Source organism: Pseudoalteromonas ruthenica (assembly GCF_008808095.1).
Lineage (GTDB): Bacteria > Pseudomonadota > Gammaproteobacteria > Enterobacterales > Alteromonadaceae > Pseudoalteromonas > Pseudoalteromonas ruthenica.
Genome location: NZ_CP023396.1, coordinates 2371332 through 2388639 on the forward strand (window position 1 = coordinate 2371332; position 17308 = coordinate 2388639).

Annotated in this window: 15 protein-coding genes; all 15 read right to left on the bottom strand. The window is 48.9% G+C overall.

Features of this window, described 5'->3' with window-relative positions:
• Positions 1 to 29: 29 nt before the first annotated feature.
• Positions 30 to 941, bottom strand: coding sequence for a UDP-3-O-acyl-N-acetylglucosamine deacetylase (lpxC, locus tag PRUTH_RS11050; protein WP_022946065.1), 912 nt, complete (start codon positions 939 to 941; stop codon positions 30 to 32).
• 86 nt (positions 942 to 1027) lie between these two features.
• Positions 1028 to 2299: a cell division protein FtsZ gene (gene ftsZ / locus PRUTH_RS11055; protein WP_022946066.1), complete on the bottom strand. Its 1272-nt coding sequence runs from the start codon at positions 2297 to 2299 to the stop codon at positions 1028 to 1030.
• A gap of 21 nt (positions 2300 to 2320) precedes the next feature.
• The gene (ftsA, locus tag PRUTH_RS11060) at positions 2321 to 3550 is read right to left on the bottom strand and encodes a cell division protein FtsA (RefSeq protein ID WP_022946067.1); all 1230 of its coding nucleotides are present in this window, start codon (positions 3548 to 3550) and stop codon (positions 2321 to 2323) included.
• Positions 3547 to 4326, bottom strand: coding sequence for a cell division protein FtsQ/DivIB (locus PRUTH_RS11065; protein WP_022946068.1), 780 nt, complete (start codon positions 4324 to 4326; stop codon positions 3547 to 3549). Before PRUTH_RS11065 ends, ftsA begins: the two co-directional genes overlap by 4 nt.
• Complete coding sequence (locus tag PRUTH_RS11070) at positions 4327 to 5238, bottom strand: D-alanine--D-alanine ligase (protein ID WP_151173279.1); 912 nt, start codon at positions 5236 to 5238, stop codon at positions 4327 to 4329. It lies immediately after the preceding gene.
• Positions 5235 to 6698 (bottom strand): UDP-N-acetylmuramate--L-alanine ligase, encoded by a 1464-nt coding sequence (gene murC / locus PRUTH_RS11075; RefSeq protein ID WP_151173280.1) that lies wholly within the window; start codon positions 6696 to 6698, stop codon positions 5235 to 5237. The genes PRUTH_RS11070 and murC overlap by 4 nt, the downstream gene beginning before the upstream one ends.
• An 11-nt stretch (positions 6699 to 6709) precedes the next feature.
• A complete protein-coding gene (gene murG / locus PRUTH_RS11080) occupies positions 6710 to 7765 on the bottom strand; it encodes an undecaprenyldiphospho-muramoylpentapeptide beta-N-acetylglucosaminyltransferase (protein ID WP_151173281.1) in 1056 nt (351 codons plus the stop codon).
• Positions 7762 to 8973, bottom strand: coding sequence for a cell division protein FtsW (gene ftsW, locus PRUTH_RS11085; protein ID WP_022946072.1), 1212 nt, complete (start codon positions 8971 to 8973; stop codon positions 7762 to 7764). The genes murG and ftsW overlap by 4 nt, the downstream gene beginning before the upstream one ends.
• Positions 8970 to 10298, bottom strand: coding sequence for a UDP-N-acetylmuramoyl-L-alanine--D-glutamate ligase (gene murD / locus PRUTH_RS11090; RefSeq protein WP_151173282.1), 1329 nt, complete (start codon positions 10296 to 10298; stop codon positions 8970 to 8972). Before murD ends, ftsW begins: the two co-directional genes overlap by 4 nt.
• Positions 10298 to 11380 (bottom strand): phospho-N-acetylmuramoyl-pentapeptide-transferase, encoded by a 1083-nt coding sequence (gene mraY / locus PRUTH_RS11095; RefSeq protein WP_022946074.1) that lies wholly within the window; start codon positions 11378 to 11380, stop codon positions 10298 to 10300. Before mraY ends, murD begins: the two co-directional genes overlap by 1 nt.
• Positions 11380 to 12765 (bottom strand): UDP-N-acetylmuramoyl-tripeptide--D-alanyl-D-alanine ligase, encoded by a 1386-nt coding sequence (locus PRUTH_RS11100; RefSeq protein WP_045980424.1) that lies wholly within the window; start codon positions 12763 to 12765, stop codon positions 11380 to 11382. Before PRUTH_RS11100 ends, mraY begins: the two co-directional genes overlap by 1 nt.
• Positions 12765 to 14234 (bottom strand): UDP-N-acetylmuramoyl-L-alanyl-D-glutamate--2,6-diaminopimelate ligase, encoded by a 1470-nt coding sequence (gene murE / locus PRUTH_RS11105; RefSeq protein WP_022946076.1) that lies wholly within the window; start codon positions 14232 to 14234, stop codon positions 12765 to 12767. Before murE ends, PRUTH_RS11100 begins: the two co-directional genes overlap by 1 nt.
• Positions 14227 to 16050 carry a penicillin-binding transpeptidase domain-containing protein gene (locus PRUTH_RS11110; protein WP_045980425.1) on the bottom strand — a complete coding sequence of 608 codons (1824 nt, stop codon included), beginning with the start codon at positions 16048 to 16050 and terminating at the stop codon, positions 14227 to 14229. The genes murE and PRUTH_RS11110 overlap by 8 nt, the downstream gene beginning before the upstream one ends.
• Positions 16047 to 16373: a cell division protein FtsL gene (gene ftsL / locus PRUTH_RS11115; protein ID WP_022946078.1), complete on the bottom strand. Its 327-nt coding sequence runs from the start codon at positions 16371 to 16373 to the stop codon at positions 16047 to 16049. The genes PRUTH_RS11110 and ftsL overlap by 4 nt, the downstream gene beginning before the upstream one ends.
• Positions 16370 to 17308, bottom strand: coding sequence for a 16S rRNA (cytosine(1402)-N(4))-methyltransferase RsmH (gene rsmH, locus PRUTH_RS11120; RefSeq protein ID WP_022946079.1), 939 nt, complete (start codon positions 17306 to 17308; stop codon positions 16370 to 16372). Before rsmH ends, ftsL begins: the two co-directional genes overlap by 4 nt.

Genomic DNA, 17308 nt, shown 5'->3' on the forward strand with positions numbered 1-17308 from the left:
CAACGGCGTCATTTTTTTATCAGTATTTTTTAAGCTGTTTGCAGCTCGAGTGCCGGAGCAGGCATCGATACGGTGTCTTCGAATGTTGCCCATTCCCACGCTGACTCGGTAGCCATAATCTTACGCAGTAGCTTATTATTCAGGTCATGCCCTGATTTATAAGCTGTCAGCTTACCGAGGATGTTGTGGCCGGTCATAAACATATCACCCACACAATCGAGGATCTTATGTTTTACGAACTCATCGTCATAACGCAAGCCATTCGGATTCAATACTTTAAAATCATCCAATACCACTGCATTATCCATACTACCGCCAAGGGCTAGGTTGTTGGCATGCATGTATTCAATGTCTTTCATAAATCCGAAAGTACGCGCGCGGCTGATTTGTTCAATGAAGTTTTGCGCCGTAATATCAAGACCGATACGCTGACGGCTTTCATTGATAGCTGGGTGGTCGAAAGCAATTTCAAAGTCGATATGGAAACCATCATAAGGCTCAATCTCGGCCCATTTGTCGCCCTCTTCAACGCGTACCTTTTCTTTCACGCGAATAAAGCGCTTAGCAACATTTTGCTCGGCTAAACCACCTTTTTGTAGTAGATAGATGAACGGCAACGCACTGCCGTCCATAATAGGTACTTCTGCACTATCTAACTCAACTATTAAGTTGTCGATACCTAACGCCGCAACCGCAGCGATAAGGTGTTCAGTAGTCGATAAACGAACGCCGTCTTTGTTTGTTAAACAGGTACACAATTGCGTATCACCCACCGCTTCCGGGGTTGTCTCGAAATCCACAACCGGATCAAGGTCCACGCGACGAAATACTATCCCAGTATTTGCGCTCGCAGGTCGGAGAGTTAAGGAAACCTTCTCACCTTTGTGAAGCCCAACACCCGTGGCTTTGACTACTTCTGCAATCGTACGCTGTTTAATCATAGGCTTTCGCTCACTCTTTAAACTAAAGTCAGACGGCGGATTCTACCACACATCGCTGCTGTTAACAAATCAGTTTATTTTCTGTACTAATCAGCCTGCTTACGCAAGAACGCTGGGATGTCGAAGTAATCGCCACCGTCTTCTTGTTTCTTGCTGCCAGCGCTATTGCCGCTGCCTTTGTGGCTTTCTTGGCTCGGCGTTGCCGCCGGGCTAGCACTGCTATTATCGACTTTAGGCTGCTCTTCTACCGGCTTGGACTCTTCGCTAGCGCTTTGAGTTCCCTGCGAAGCAAAACTTGGCACAAACATAGACGTGCTCTGGTTGTTGCTCGTGCTAGAAGTTACATCTGAGCCTGAAGCTCGCTTGAAGCCATTGTCGACAACACCGAACTGTGGACGACGATCACCACCGAGACCCGTTGCAACAACGGTTACGCGCAGTTCATCGCTCATTTCCATATCAATTGCGGTACCGACAACCACGGTGGCATTTTCAGATGCCAAGGCTTTAACGTGATTACCAACGATTTCGAATTCTTCGATTGATAAGTCCATACCGGCAGTAATATTGACCAAGATGCCTTTTGCACCCGTTAGATCCACGTCTTCAAGGAGCGGGCTTGAAATCGCCGCTTCGGCAGCTTCTTGTGCTCGATCAGGACCTGACGCTGAGGCTGAGCCCATCATCGCCGTGCCCATGGCTGACATCACCGTACGTACGTCAGCAAAGTCGACGTTGATCAATCCTGCGCGGGTGATCAGCTCGGCAATACCTTGTACCGCACCATAAAGTACGTCATTCGCCTTAGCGAAAGCGTCTAATAAGGTTGTGCCTTTACCGAGCACTTTAAGCAATTTGTTATTTGGAATAGTAATCAATGAATCAACAATTTCCGCCAATTCACCGATGCCATGTTCCGCTGCTGCTGCACGCTTCTTGCCTTCAAAATCAAACGGGCGGGTAACCACAGCTACAGTTAGAATACCGAGCTCTTTAGCTAAACGCGCCACCACTGGGGCTGCACCCGTGCCCGTACCGCCGCCCATACCGGCTGCGATAAATACCATATCAGCGCCTTCTAGTGCGCTTTTAATGGTTTCTGCATCTTCTTCGGCGCTTTTCTTACCAATATCTGGATTGGCACCAGCACCTAAACCTGAGGTGATCTGCGTACCTAGCTGAACCGTAACGTCAGCTGATGATTTACGCAGTGCTTGCGCATCGGTGTTCGCGGTAATAAATTTTACCCCTTCGATGTGCTGTTGCACCATGTGTTCAACGGCGTTACCACCGCCGCCACCGACACCTATTACTTTGATAACAGCTTCTTCGCTGTGTTCTTCCATCATATCAAACATGTTAACTCTCCGACTTGAGCACTAAAACTCGCCTTGGAACCACTTCGTGATTCGGTTCCACCAGTTACCCTCGTCTGCTTTCGCTTTTGTTGCGTTGATCGACTGCATGGTCCGACCATATTGTAACAAACCTACAGCGGTTGCAAATGAGGGATCGTTTACATAGTCGGTCAATCCGCTTATCCCTATCGGACTGCCGATACGTACCGGCATCTGGAAAATGTCTTCAGCCACTTCCAGGGCACCGGCCATCTTCGAACTACCGCCGGTAATAACCAATCCTGCGGCAATTTGATCTTCTAAGCCTGAGCGCCGAATTTCTTCAAGCGCCAGTTCAAATAATTCTCTAAAACGCGGCTCCACCACCTCTGATAAGGTGTGGCGCGACATAATGCGTGCTGGGCGACCGCCTACGCTAGGTACCTCGATTTGCTCTTCGTTGCTGGCCATTTGGCTGCTCGCGCAGGCGTGTTGCACTTTAATCGCTTCCGCATGCGAAATCGGCGTACGGAAAATTTTCGCGATATCACCAGTCACCTGGTTTCCAGCGACAGGGATCACTGCGGAGTGGCGTAGCGCGCCATTAATGTAGATAGTGATATCCATGGTGCCACCACCGATATCTAACACCGCAACACCCAGTTCTTTCTCATCATCAGTGAGTACTGAGTAGCATGATGCAAGGGCATTGAAGATAAGCTGATCGACTTGTAAGCCACAGCGCTCAACACATTTCTCAATGTTTTTGGCCATGTCATTTGAGCAAGTAATAATATGCGCCTTAGCTTCCATGCGCACACCGCTCATACCCAACGGGTTTTTAATGCCTTCTTGCATATCAATGCTGTATTCCTGCGGCAATGCATGCAACATTTTGCGTTCAGCAGAAATAGGCACTGAACGGGCGATATGAATGACGTTATCGATGTCCTCGTCGGTGACCTCGGTGTTATTAATCGCCACAACACCGGTTTCATTCTGACATTGAATATGCTTACCAGAAATACCTAAATACACTGAGCTGATACGGCAATCAGCCATGAGCTCAGCTTCATCGATGGCACGACGAATAGACTCGGAAACAAGGTTGAGATCGTTCACCCCCCCTTTATCCATGCCATGCGAAACCTGGCGGCCGACGCCGACTATGCTGAGCTTATTGTCATCGGTGATCTCACCGACGGTGGCAACTACTTTTGCAGTGCCCACATCTAAACCGATCACAAGGTTACGTTCTACTGACTTGGTCATGCCTTACTCTTTTGTTCTTCTTCCGTTACATCCAGCGGCTTAAACTGCACCGCAAGGCCGGTATCATATCGTAAATCGACAACATCTACTCGCACATCTTGACGTTTTTTCAAGTGTGGATAGACATCAATAAATCGCTGCACCCGCTTAGCTTTCTCTTCACGCCCTAAGTTCAAGCGAATGCCGTTATCTAACCATAATTGCCAGGCAAAGCGCTCCGAAAGCGCCAAGCTCGTTAGGTTAAGGCCGTTAACAGCAAACAACTCTTTAAAGCGCACAAACGTTTGCCACGCCTCTCCTTCGCTGCCTTCGGGGCCAAATAGGCTAGGCAGTTGGGTATTCACCTTGTTGGTGGGGGCAGAAAAAACCTGCCCTTTAGTATTGAGCAGCATGTCATCGTTCCAATAAGCAACGGGATGATGTTCAACCACATACACCTGCAAAGTGTCTGGCCATTGCTTGCGCACCGAGGCGCTGGCTACCCAAGGCAGTTCAGTCACTAATTGCTGAACATGCTTTACATCAAGCTCAAAAAAGCTATCCAGATCGGCTTGCTTAATGGCGGTAATAATATCTCGCTCTTCGGTGTAATGTGGCTCACCCAGTACCTGCAGTTGCTTAAGTCGCGCGTCTTTATCTTGGACCAACCAATCGGAGAAATTAAAGGTCAGTTTAATCACCACAAATAGCACCAACAGAAAGAAACTCACACCAAAGAGTAGCGACCAGTTGGTACGCTCTTTTAAGTTGGTAAGCTTCTCTCTCAGTTCACTCATTTACAGGGTTTGCTCCAAAATGCGTTGTACTAATTCCGAAAATTCAATACCTTGTGCTTTGGCCGCCATGGGTACTAAAGATTTCTCTGTCATCCCTGGCACGGTATTCACTTCTAGCAAATAAAACTCGCCGTCATCACCTTGCATTGCATCAACCCGTCCCCATCCTTTGGCACCAACAAGATTAAATGCATGAAGCGCCATCTCTTGTAACTGCGCCGTTTGCTCAGCACTGATATCAGCAGGGCAAAAGTATTCAGTGGTGCTGGATTGATATTTGGCTTGGTAGTCGTAAAAGCCACTGGGAGTGCGCATTTCAATCACAGGTAAGGCCTTATCAGCCAAAATCGACACAGTAAATTCGCGGCCACTTAACCATTGCTCCACCAGCACTTGATCATCAAACTGAAAAGCGTCTTGCAATGCTTGCTTTAGCTGCTGTGCGGTATGCGCTTCAGCCATACCAATACTGGACCCTTCATGAGACGGCTTAACCATCACGTGACCCAGTTGTGCCATTATCGCCTGGCTGTCGTAGGCACTGTTTTTACCGACCACAACATAAGGAGAGGTACGCAGTCCCGCTACCTGGAATAAGTGTTTACAGCGCACCTTATCCATAGCCAACGCAGAGCCCAATACTCCCGACCCGGTGTAAGGCAAGCCCATAAATTCCAGAGCGCCTTGTAAGGTGCCATCTTCCCCGCCGCGACCATGCAGGGCAATAAACACCCGTGCGAATTGGCCTTGCATGAGTTCGTGTAGAGGTTGATGTGCGGGGTCAAACTGGTGAGCATCAACACCCGCTTGGACAAGCGCGTTGTGCACTGCATTACCTGATTTTAGCGATACTTCGCGCTCAGCCGACGAGCCCCCAAGTAGAACGGCTACCTTACCGAAATCTCGACTCATGACGACACCTGCTCAAGTTGGTTTATTTGTAGCTCAGTGGCCGCCAGCTTCTTCACTAGCTGACCAATATTGCCCGCTCCTTGAGTGATCACTAAGTCATCGTCAGCCAAGGTGGTCGCCAGAACACGGGCCAACTCGTTGTGATCAGCCACATGCAATGGCTCTTTACCACGCTGGCGCAAACTGCGACACAAACTCTTAGAATCAGCACCCACAATAGGTTCTTCACCGGCGGCATAAACATCGAGCAAAATCAGCTGATCGACATCACTCAATACCTTAACAAAATCTTCGTACAAATCGCGGGTACGGCTATAACGGTGTGGTTGGTAAATCATCACCAAGCGTTTTTGCGACCAGCCGTCACGCGCCGCTTTAATAGTGGCTGCGACTTCACTCGGGTGATGGCCATAATCGTCAATAAGCATGACTTTGCCACGCTCGTTAGTGAACTCACCATAATGCTGGAAACGACGACCGATGCCCTCAAACTTCTGCAAAGCACTGAGAATAGCGCTATCACTAATGCCTTCATCCTTTGCTACAGCAATCGCGGCGGTGGCGTTTAAGGCATTGTGTTTGCCCGGCATATTTAAGGTCACGTCGAGACGCTCACCCTGTTTTGACAGTACCGTGAACGAGCAGGTGCTGGCATTTTGGCTAAAGTCAGTGAGCCGATAGTCAGCATCACAGTGTTCGCCATACGTTGTCACCTGACGAGAAAAGCGGGGAATCAGCTCTTTAGCGACTTCAGAATCAATACACACCACGGCAAGACCATAAAATGGCAAGTTGTGTATGAAATCCACATAGGTGTCTTTCATTTTCTCGAGGCTGCCATCATAGGTATCCATATGATCTTCTTCCACATTGGTGATCACCGATACCATCGGCTGCAAGTGTAAAAATGAAGCGTCACTTTCATCGGCTTCAGCAATTAAATAACGACTGTCACCGACCTTTGCGTTACTGCCGGCACTATTGAGCAAGCCGCCGATTATAAAGGTGGGATCGAGCTTGGCCTCAGCAAAAATACTGGCTACTAAGCTCGTAGTGGTAGTTTTGCCATGAGTACCAGCAATGGCAATACCATGGCGAAAACGCATCAACTCAGCGAGCATCTCAGCGCGACGCACAATCGGAATACGGGCACTTCGAGCAGCGATAATTTCAGGGTTTTGCTCATCAATAGCACTGGAAACCACCACTACCGACGCATCTTTAACATTGTTTTGGTCGTGCCCAATAAACACTTCTGCGCCGACTTTAATCAGCCGCTCAGTCATTGCACTTCGGGCTATATCCGAACCGGTAATACGATATCCTTCGTAAGCCAGCACTTCGGCGATACCGCCCATACCAGCACCGCCTATGCCAATAAAGTGAATTGTCTCAACGCGGCGCATCGCTGGTCGTTGGCCGTTATCTTGTTGCTTGCCCAATTTCGGGGCTGTGCTCATTGCCTGTGTCATTAACTATACTGCTCACATTGTTTGGCAACCTGTGCGGTTGCATCGAGCTTGGCGAGCGCTTTCGCGCGCTTGCCCATCTCGGTCATTAATTCTGGTTGCTGCAAATATGGCATCAACAACTGTTGCACAGAGCCGTGATTAAAGTCGCTCTGTTGCATACATAATGCTGCTTCACCTTGCACCAAATACTCTGCATTGGCGGTTTGATGGTCATCCACAGCATGTGGAAACGGCACAAATAGCGCCATCCGCCCAGCGGCTGCAACTTCACTGACTGTCAGCGCTCCAGCGCGACAAACAATCACATCAGCCCACGCCAGTGCTGCGTCCATATCATCAATAAATTCAGTTACTTTCGCTTCAAGCCCTAGCTCATCATATTGCTGCTGTACATGCGCTGAGCGCGCCTTACCGGTTTGGTGCCACACGGCAAGAGGATGACTCTGGTTAAGCTCAGCAAAAGCACCAGGCAACACGTCATTCAACACTTTCGCTCCCAAAGAGCCGCCCACGACTAACATGTTAACTGGTGAGTCAGCCTGCTTAGGTTCAATATGCATCAATGACTGGCGCACCGGATTACCCAGCACTTTGAAATCATCATTGGCTAAAGCCCCGGGGAAGGCCCCAAGCGTTTGTGTGGCAATTTTAGCGAGCAGTTTATTACTCATGCCAGCGACCGCATTTTGCTCATGGATAATTAAAGGGATGCCTAAACTTTTTGCCGCCAAACCAACGGGGCCAGTTACATAGCCGCCCATAGTCAGCACCACATTAGGGCGACGCTGCTTGAGAATATGACGCGCTTTAAAAAACGCTTTCAAAATCATCAGTGGCGCTTTGAACAGTCGCATTAAGCCGTTCCCGCGCACGCCTTGAACATCGATAAAATCAATCTCGATGCCGTGTTTAGGGACTACTTCGGCTTCCATGCGGTCGTCGGTTCCGACCCAAGATACCTGCCAATCGCGCGCTATTAAGTATTGGGCTACGGCAATGCCCGGGAAGATATGTCCACCAGTTCCACCTGCAGCCACTACCATACGTTTACTCATGCTGCCCCCTGAACTGCTGAAGTTGAGCCACTTACACTTCGGCGATTACCACGCGGTGTTGCTTGCTTAGTGGCCATTTTCGTTTCAAAATCCACTCGCAGTAACACGCCCGCCGCAATGGCCATCACTAAAAAACTAGACCCCCCGTACGAGATAAAGGGTAAGGTAAGGCCTTTGGTTGGCAAAATTCCGGCGCTGGCACCAACGTTCACCATGCTTTGAAAAGCAAACCAAATACCAATTCCTAAAGCTAAATAACCCTCATATTCCTTATTCGCTTTGAGGGCGCGCTGGCCGATAAGCAGAGCGCGAAATACCAAGGTTCCCAACAGTACGAGAATGGTTAATACACCTATAAAGCCTAATTCTTCCGCTACCACGGCGAATATAAAGTCATTGTGAGCGTGTGGCATGTATTGCAGTTTTTGCACGCTGTTGCCTAGCCCTTGGCCTAGCCATCCACCCTGCCCATAAGCCATCAACGACTGAACCAGTTGATAACCTTTGCCAAAGGGATCTTCCCACGGCTCCAAGAAACCCACCACACGAGCCCAGCGGTATGGCTCAAAAACAATAAGAGCGATGACTAAACCTATGCCAGAGAGCATAAGCGCGAAAAACTGCCATAGTTTCGCGCCGGCAAGGAAAAGTAGCCCGACCGTGGTGACAAACATCACCACCACGGTGCCTAAATCCGGCTGCAACAAAATCAATCCGGCGTAGACAATGAACACACTAATGGGTTTAACAAAGCCTTTTAAATTTTCCTGTACTTCATCGCGTTTACGCACGAGGTAGCCAGCTAAGTAGCTAAAAAAGAATAGCTTCGCTACTTCAGAAGCTTGGATATTAATCGGCCCCATGGGGATCCACCGCTTCGATCCATTGATTTCATTGCCGACAATTAGTACCAGCACTAATAAACCTAAACCTAACAACAGCAAATAAGGGTTGGCCACTTTCCACCATTGCATTTTTACGCTGATGGCGACAATAAATAGCACAAAGCCTAAGGCCACAAACACTGCTTGGCGGATCATGATATGGTAAGGGTTATCGTACAGGCGCTCCGCTTCCGGCATCGAGGCGCTGGTCACCATTACAAAGCCTACGCCAATGAGGCATAGCAACGCGTAGATAAGTGGCACATCATAAAGTTGCCCTGAAGGTTTTAGATGGAACAAGTCTTTAATCTTTTCCCAACTCATGATGACTCCTCCAACACCTGTTGAATAAAGTCATTACCCCGGGCCATGTAATTGCTGTACATATCTAAACTGGCGCAAGCCGGTGCAAGCAACACAATATCGCCAGCCTGCGCGCAGGCTTTTGCCTTTTGCACCGCTTCACCCATGCCACTAACGCGATGACTGCCTGGTTTGAGCGCGGCAATGGCATCACCGTCTTTACCGAAGCAGATGAGTTCAGCGACTTGTTCGGCCAAAGTTTCTTTCAGTGGCGTCAGATCCGCGCCTTTGGCATCACCACCAGCAAGTAAAATCAATCGCCCGGGCTCAGCGGCTAAGCCTTTAATTGCAGCCAATGTAGCTCCGACATTGGTGGCTTTTGAGTCGTTGAAATAGCGCACATCATTTAAGGTAGTAACATACTGACAGCGGTGGTCTAGGCCTTTGAATTCTGACAATGCACGCTCAAACACACCGATATCAAAGTGAAAATCATGACACAACGCCATCACTGCAAGCACATTGAGTTGGTTATGGCTGCCCGGTAACACCGTTTTACGGCAAGGCAATAAAGGCGAGTTACGGTATGCGAAATAGCTCTCGCCCTGATGTTGCATGATATGGTAGTCGGCATCATGCAACGCAAAGCTCAGCGGTTGTGATGCATGCTCTGGGTAGGTATCTGCGTCACCACGATTGTACACAGCTAGCTGACAATCTTGATAAATACGCTGCTTGGCGCAGATGTAATCAGCCATGCCTGTGTAGCGGTCAAGATGATCTTCACATAGGTTTAAAATGCACGCTGACTTCGCAGCTAAGCTGGTTGTTGTCTCTAACTGAAAGCTCGACAGCTCTAATACATACGCATCCATATCTTGCGCTAGCAAATCAAGTACTGCGGTGCCAATGTTGCCACCTAAGCCCACCTGTAAGCCGCCGCATTCAAGCACTTTAGCTAACAGCGAAACCACCGTGGACTTACCATTTGAACCTGTCACTGCAAGCACGGGTTTGTTATTAAGCCGAGCAAAGAGCTCGACATCGCCGATCACTTCAACACCTTCGGCAATTGCTTGGCGCACTTGTGGTGTGCTGAGAGCTATGCCTGGAGCGATAATAATGACATCAAACTGCGTCAGTTCGGCTTTGTCAAAATCGCCAAAGCGACGTTCTAAGTGCGGCACGTGAGAGTCGAGCCACAATTGTGTTGGTACCTGTTGACGGGAATCAATAAGCACAGGGTGAAGATTATGAGCATGCAGAAAACGCACCGTGCCCAGACCAGATATACCCAGTCCGAGCACCGCGATACGTTTATTTTTAAGCGTGTCTAAATAGCTCATTACCTAATCTTCAATGTCGCCAAACCGGCCAAAACTAATACAATGGAAATTATCCAAAAGCGCACGATGACGCGCGGTTCTGGCCAACCTTTTAATTCATAATGATGATGAATGGGGGCCATCCGGAAAATACGCTCACCGCGCAGCTTGTAGGAGCCCACCTGTAAGATCACTGACAACGCCTCCATCACAAAGACCCCGCCCATAATCACCAATACCAACTCTTGGCGTACCAACACGGCAATAATGCCCAGTGCTCCGCCTAGCGCCAAGGAACCAACATCGCCCATAAAGACTTGAGCTGGATAGGTGTTGAACCATAAAAAGCCTAACCCAGCGCCAACAATGGCGGTGCACACCACCACCAGCTCACTGGTCAGCGGTAAATGAGGGATATGCAGGTAGCTGGAAAAGTTCGCATGACCGGTAACATAAGCGATGATTGCCAACGCTGAGGCGACCAAAATAGTCGGCACGATAGCTAACCCATCAAGGCCGTCGGTGAGGTTGACCGCATTAGATGTACCGACTAAAACGAAGTAGGTCATTACAATGTAGAACAGCCCTAGCTGAGGCATCACTTCTTTGAAAAACGGCACTATCAGCGCCGTTTCCGCTGCTTGCTGAGAGCTGGCATAAAGCGCAAACGCGACGACTAAGGCAATGACTGATTGCCAAAAATACTTCCACTTAGCGATTAACCCTTTGGGGTCTTTGCGAATCACTTTACGGTAATCATCAATAAACCCAACGATCCCCAACGAGCCAATGACAAACAACGTTGCCCACACGTATTTATTGCTTAAATCGGCCCACAGCAAAGTGCTGGTAAAAATAGCGCCCAGAATGAGTAGTCCACCCATGGTGGGTGTGCCGGATTTACTTAGATGAGATTGTGGACCGTCATCACGCACGGTTTGACCGATTTGCATACGCTGGAGCGCCACGATCAATTTCGGCCCAAAGTACAACGACATCAACAACGCCGTTAAAATTCCTAAAATGGCTCGCAACGTCAAATATGAAAAGACATTAAATCCACTATAAAATTGGGTCAGGTATTCAGCCAGCCACACTAACATTACTTCTCTCCCTCGCTGGCTAACTGCTTGCCATGCGCCACTAAATCTTCCACTAAAAGCTCCATGCGTGAACTGCGCGATCCTTTCACGACTACCGTTGTTTTTTGTTGTGTCTGTCGTAAGTCTTTGAGCATTTGCTCAAGGAGTTGATCACGCCCAGAAAAGTGGCGTTCGGCTTGTTCATAGACATCACTGGCGTAACGGCTCAATACGCCCAGAGAATAAACGGCTTCAATACCGCGTTGTTTTGCATACTCACCCACTTGTTGATGATAATCACGGGCATCTTCACCGAGCTCATTCATATCACCCAAAGCCAGTACACGGTGGCCTTGAACGTCAGCGAGTAGGTCAATAGCGGCTTGCACCGATTTGACGTTGGCATTGTAACTATCATCAATGACTGTGAGCTGACTTGATACCTCAATCAGATTAACGCGGCCATGGGCTTGATGCATGGTCTTAAGACCGCTGGCAACCTCTTGTAAGGAGCAGCCGACACTGGTCGTTAATGCTGCAGCAATCAAGACATTGGTGACATTATGTTTACCGGGAATAGCAAGCTCAACAGCGACTTTTTCTTTGCTGTTACACAGCGTAAACGACGCCCGGGCCAAAGCATCAAGATGAATATCTTCTGCCCATACATCCAGTTGCTGACTCATGGAAAACTGCTTCACTTTGCGTGAGCCCAAATCATCTAGCCACTGCTGTTTAAATTCGCTATCAGCATTAATGACTGCTACGCCATGCTCGCCGAGGCCAGAAAAAATTTCGCCTTTCGCGGTGGCCACTCCTTGTAACGAGCCAAAGCCCTCAAGGTGTGCCTCAGCGACATTACACACTACAGCCACATCGGGTTTAGTTAATGATGTGGTGTAGGCAATTTCGCCGAGATGATTCGCGCCCAACTCAATAACGGCGTACTGATGTTTTGGCGCTAGACGCATTAAGGTTAATGGCACACCAATATCGTTGTTAAAATTGCCTTTTGTCGCCAGCACTTCACCTTTTTGTGCCAATATTGCCGCACACATTTCTTTCACTGTGGTTTTACCCACGCTCCCTGTGATAGCGATAGTTTTAGGGGCGACTTGGGCTTTTACCGCAGCACCGATTTGCCCTAAAGCTAATCGTGTATCAGCCACAATCAGTTGCGGCAAAGTACTATCTACTGGGTGTTCAACAATGAGCGCAACGGCCCCTTGTTGCTCAGCCACATCAATAAACTGATGACCGTCAAAATTCGGCCCTTTAAGTGCTAAAAACACTTCCCCTGCACATAAGCTACGCGTATCGGTATTAATATTTTCGACAGCACAATTCTCGCCCTGGTAGGCACACCCTAAGGTGTCGCTAAGCCAGTTTAAATCCATGGCAATCATTATTTACCTCCTTGTTGATGCAATAACTGCTGCACCACAGTGCGGTCGCAAAACGCGAGTGTCTGCTCGCCAATGATTTGATAGTCTTCATGGCCTTTGCCGGCGATGAGCACAATGTCCTCACTGCCCGCTTGTGTAATCGCCAAGGCGATTGCCTTCGCTCTGTCCACTTCATAATGAGCTTCAATATTGGCACTGAAACCGCTTTTAATATCATCGAGTATGGTGTGTGGGTCTTCGCTGCGTGGATTATCGCTGGTCACCACAACACGGTCAGCGTACTTTTGTGCCGCCTTGGCCATTAATGGCCGCTTACCTTTATCGCGGTCACCGCCACAACCAAACACACAGGTCACTTTACCAGGTGCGTGTTGACGCAAGGCTTGTAATGCGAGCTCTAGAGCATCTGGGGTATGGGCATAATCCACCACACAGGTTGGCTGCTGTGGTGCACTATACGCTTGCATACGCCCGGCGATAGGCATCAAAGTTTTACAGCCAGCTAGTAACTCAGGCAGCGGATAACCAAGGCCAAGCAATGTTGCCAGTGCAGCGCACACATTATAAAGGTTAAACTCACCGAACAGTGGCAGCTCTATTTGCCCTTCTCCCCAACTACTGCTGATCTGCGCGCGTAAACCGCTTGGTAAAAACTGAACATTGCTAAAATACACATAGCGACCGAGCTCAGGGGGCAAGGTTTTACGGCCATATACAACCAAGTCATCAAATGGATATTTTTCTAGCCACCCCTGGGCAACCGCATCGTCTTGGTTAAGCACCACCATTTTCGCATTACAATCACGCATAAGGATCAGCTTGGCATCAGCGTAACTTTGCATATCGCCATGGTAATCTAGGTGATCGCGAGACAAGTTGGTAAACACAGCAGCGCGAAAATGGCTATTGGCAACACGGCCTTGAATAAGGCCATGCGAAGAGACTTCCATTGCCACTAACTGTTTTTGTTGTTGTTTTAACTTGGCAAAAATCTGTTGTAGCTCAACACTGCTCGGCGTGGTGTTGCTCAACGCATTCATCTGCTGGGCATCGCCCCAGCCCAACGTGCCGATTATGGCACTGCTGCGCTCACAGTACTGCGCTAAAGTAGCAATAAATGAGGTGGTAGACGATTTCCCATTGGTGCCAGTTACGCCAACCAGATCAAAGGCATTACTTGGCTCGCCGTAAAATTGCGCCGCCAACTGCGAAAGACGCAGGCTCAGCTCATCCACGACAATAATGCGCTCATCATCACTGTTAAGTTGACAACGGCTGTCGGCAATAACCGCATTCGCTCCTGCGGCAATGGCTTGTTTAGCAAATTGTCCGCCATCCAGTTGATGGCCTTTAATAGCTACAAAGACATCGCCGCGATTGACGCGGCGGCTATCGAGCTGCAACTCATTGACCAACTCAATGTCGGTATCTATGCCCCAAGGTGCGAGTACTTCGCGAAGATTACGCATCTCCACCTCCTTCTTCTGCAAGGTTAGCGACGGGCTCTAAATCAGGTGCTACATTCAAAATACGCAGCGCATTGGACATGATCTCAGCAAATACAGGGCCAGCTGTAGCACCGCCATAGTAAACATCGCCGCCGGGTTCGTTAACCATTACCACAACCGCTAATCGCGGGTCGCTGACCGGACCAAGGCCGGCAAAATACCCCACGTATTCATCGCCATAGCCACCCGCAACCGCTTTTTTAGAAGTTCCTGTTTTAGCCGCTACACGATAACCATCCACTTTCACTTTCGAGGCCGTGCCGCCTTTTTCAAAGACGCTTTCCATCATCTCAACTACCGCATTCACGTCTTTTTCTTTAAAGACGCGTTCACCTTGCAAAGGTTGTGGTTGTTTTAAAATCGTCAGTGGCCGAGAAATACCGCCCGAACCCAAGGTGGCATAGAAGCGCGCGAGCTGCGCGGTACTAACAGAAATGGCATAACCAAAGGATAAGGTCGCGATTTCGAAATCTGACCAGCGGCGATTTGGGTAGAATAAGCCGCTGCTTTCGCCCACCATGCCAGTGCCGGTATCACTGCCAAAACCAACACGCTCAAATAAACCGACAAAATAGTCTTTAGGGAGATCTTGGGTGATCTTCGCCACCCCCATATTGCTTGATACTTTGAGTATTTCTCGCAGTGACATCTCACCCCGGTTATGGGTATCTTGCACTAGACTGCCACCCACACGCATCCACCCTGGATAAGTATCTATGGTGTCGTTCGCTTGGATGTTTCCATAGTCTAAACCAGCTAACACTGACAAAGGTTTAATGGTTGAACCCGGCTCAAATAAATCGGTAATAGCGCGGTTACGGCGCTTATGTGGCGCTGCATCTTCTAAATTATTGGGATTAAACGAGGGACTGTTAACCATGGCTAAAATTTCGCCGGTTTTTACATCCACCACCATGGCCGAACCTGATGTTGCTTTGTAGGTGAGCACGGCTGATTTCAGCGCCTTATATGCGATAACTTGAATACGTTGATCAATCGATAGCTCGATATTTTCTGGCTCCACGCGCTGACGCTCGTCAAGCACCGCCACTTCGCGGCCACGTGCATCCTTACGAATAGTGCGTCGTCCTTCAGTGCCCGTGAGTGCTTCATCATAGAGTTTCTCAATGCCCTCGATGCCGTGCCCATCAATATTGGTAAAGCCCAATACATGAGCGGTGATCTCTCCCGCTGGATAATAACGTTTAGACTCGTCTAGCAGATGCACGCCTGGCAGGTTGAGTTCATCAATATAATTGGCAACCGCAGGGGTTACTTGGCGTTTTAAATAGACGAAGCGGCGGTCTTTATCGCCGGTAAGGCGCTTATCGACATGGGCACGTCCTAAACGCAATACATCGGCCAGTTCACGCCAACGCATATCTTGTTTGTAGAACGCTTGTTTTAAATCTTTTAAGTGGGCGGGTCTGTCCAAGACATCTTGCGGGTCTTGGCCCTGCTTTTTGGTATGACTCACTACCTTCTTGCGCAGGTACTTATCAATCGCCTTAGGGTCAGCGTAAACACTCACAACAGGTACGCTGACCGCCAACTCTTTGCCTTGACGGTCAAAGATCATACCGCGCTGCACTTGAAGCTTCTCTACTCGCACAGTGCGTTTGGCGTTCTCGCTACGCGCTTTATCCGGCTCTATCACTTGCAAATAAGCTGCACGCGCAACTAAGGTGACAAACACCATAAGCACAGCACCGCAGACCAGCATAAACCGCCAGGTGATAAGGTTGTTACCATTGTTTTTACGCTTTGCAGCTCTCATGGGACTATTACCACTTCCTCGTCTTCACTGGTGGGGCGCTTCATATCCAACTGCTCTTTCGCTATTTGCTCGATGCGGGCATGTTGAGAATAAAACTCTTCTTCAACTAATAAGTAACGCCAGTTCAAATCTAATTCGTCCCGCTCTTGTAATAAGCGGTCTTGAGCGATCAATTTTGCTCGCGACAAATGAGTGACTTGTACTATAGCCAAGGCACTGATAAGAATAAGAAAAAGCAGCCCCAATGTGATCTTATTGTCAAATAGTCCCCGCAAGATCTCTAACAAGAGATTTGGATGGCGATTTAGTTGTTGTTGGCTCATCCCAATCTCTCAGCTACACGAAGGACGGAGCTGCGCGCACGGCTGTTGCGAGCGATTTCTTCCTCGCTCGGCTTAATGGCTTTGCCTACTGCCTTGAGCGTTAACTGTTGTTTTAATTGCTCATCGGTTAACGGCAGACCTCTAGGCATTGCCTCTCCCTTGCTCTGCTTTTTAATAAACTGTTTTACAATGCGATCCTCTAAGGAGTGGAAAGAAATCACCACTAATCGCCCACCCGGTTTCAGTACTTTCAGAGCAGCTTGTAATGCCGTCTGTATTTCCTCTAACTCACTATTGATATAAATGCGAATAGCTTGGAATGTACGCGTTGCTGGGTGCTTATGTTTGTCTTTAACAGGCACCGCCTCATCAATCAGCTTGGCTAATTGCGCGGTTGAATTAATGTCAGTGTGGGCGCGAGTCTCGATTATTTTGGTTGCGATACGCCGAGCAAACTTTTCCTCACCGTACTTTTTAAACACGAAGACCATGTCCTCTAACTCTGCCTCTGCCAGCCACTGCGCAGCACTTCGCCCTTGAGAGGGGTCCATACGCATATCTAAGGGGCCGTCTTTCATAAAGCTAAAGCCACGTCCAGCGTCATCTAGCTGAGGTGACGACACGCCAATATCGAGCAAAATACCATCGACCTTGCCGGTAAGTCCCTGTGCTTCGGCGACTTCATCAAGACGAGAGAAACGACTGTGGGCAATATTAAAACGCGGGTCATCAGCAAAGCGTTGTGCCGCAGCGATAGCACTCGGGTCTTGATCGATGGCTTGCAAGCGCCCCTGCTCACCAAGACGAGCGAGTATTTCGCCAGAGTGCCCACCACGGCCAAAAGTCCCGTCGATATAAATACCATCAGGTTTAATGGCCAGGGCCTCTATTGTCTCCGTCATTAACACGGATATATGTTGAAAGTCTTCGCTCAT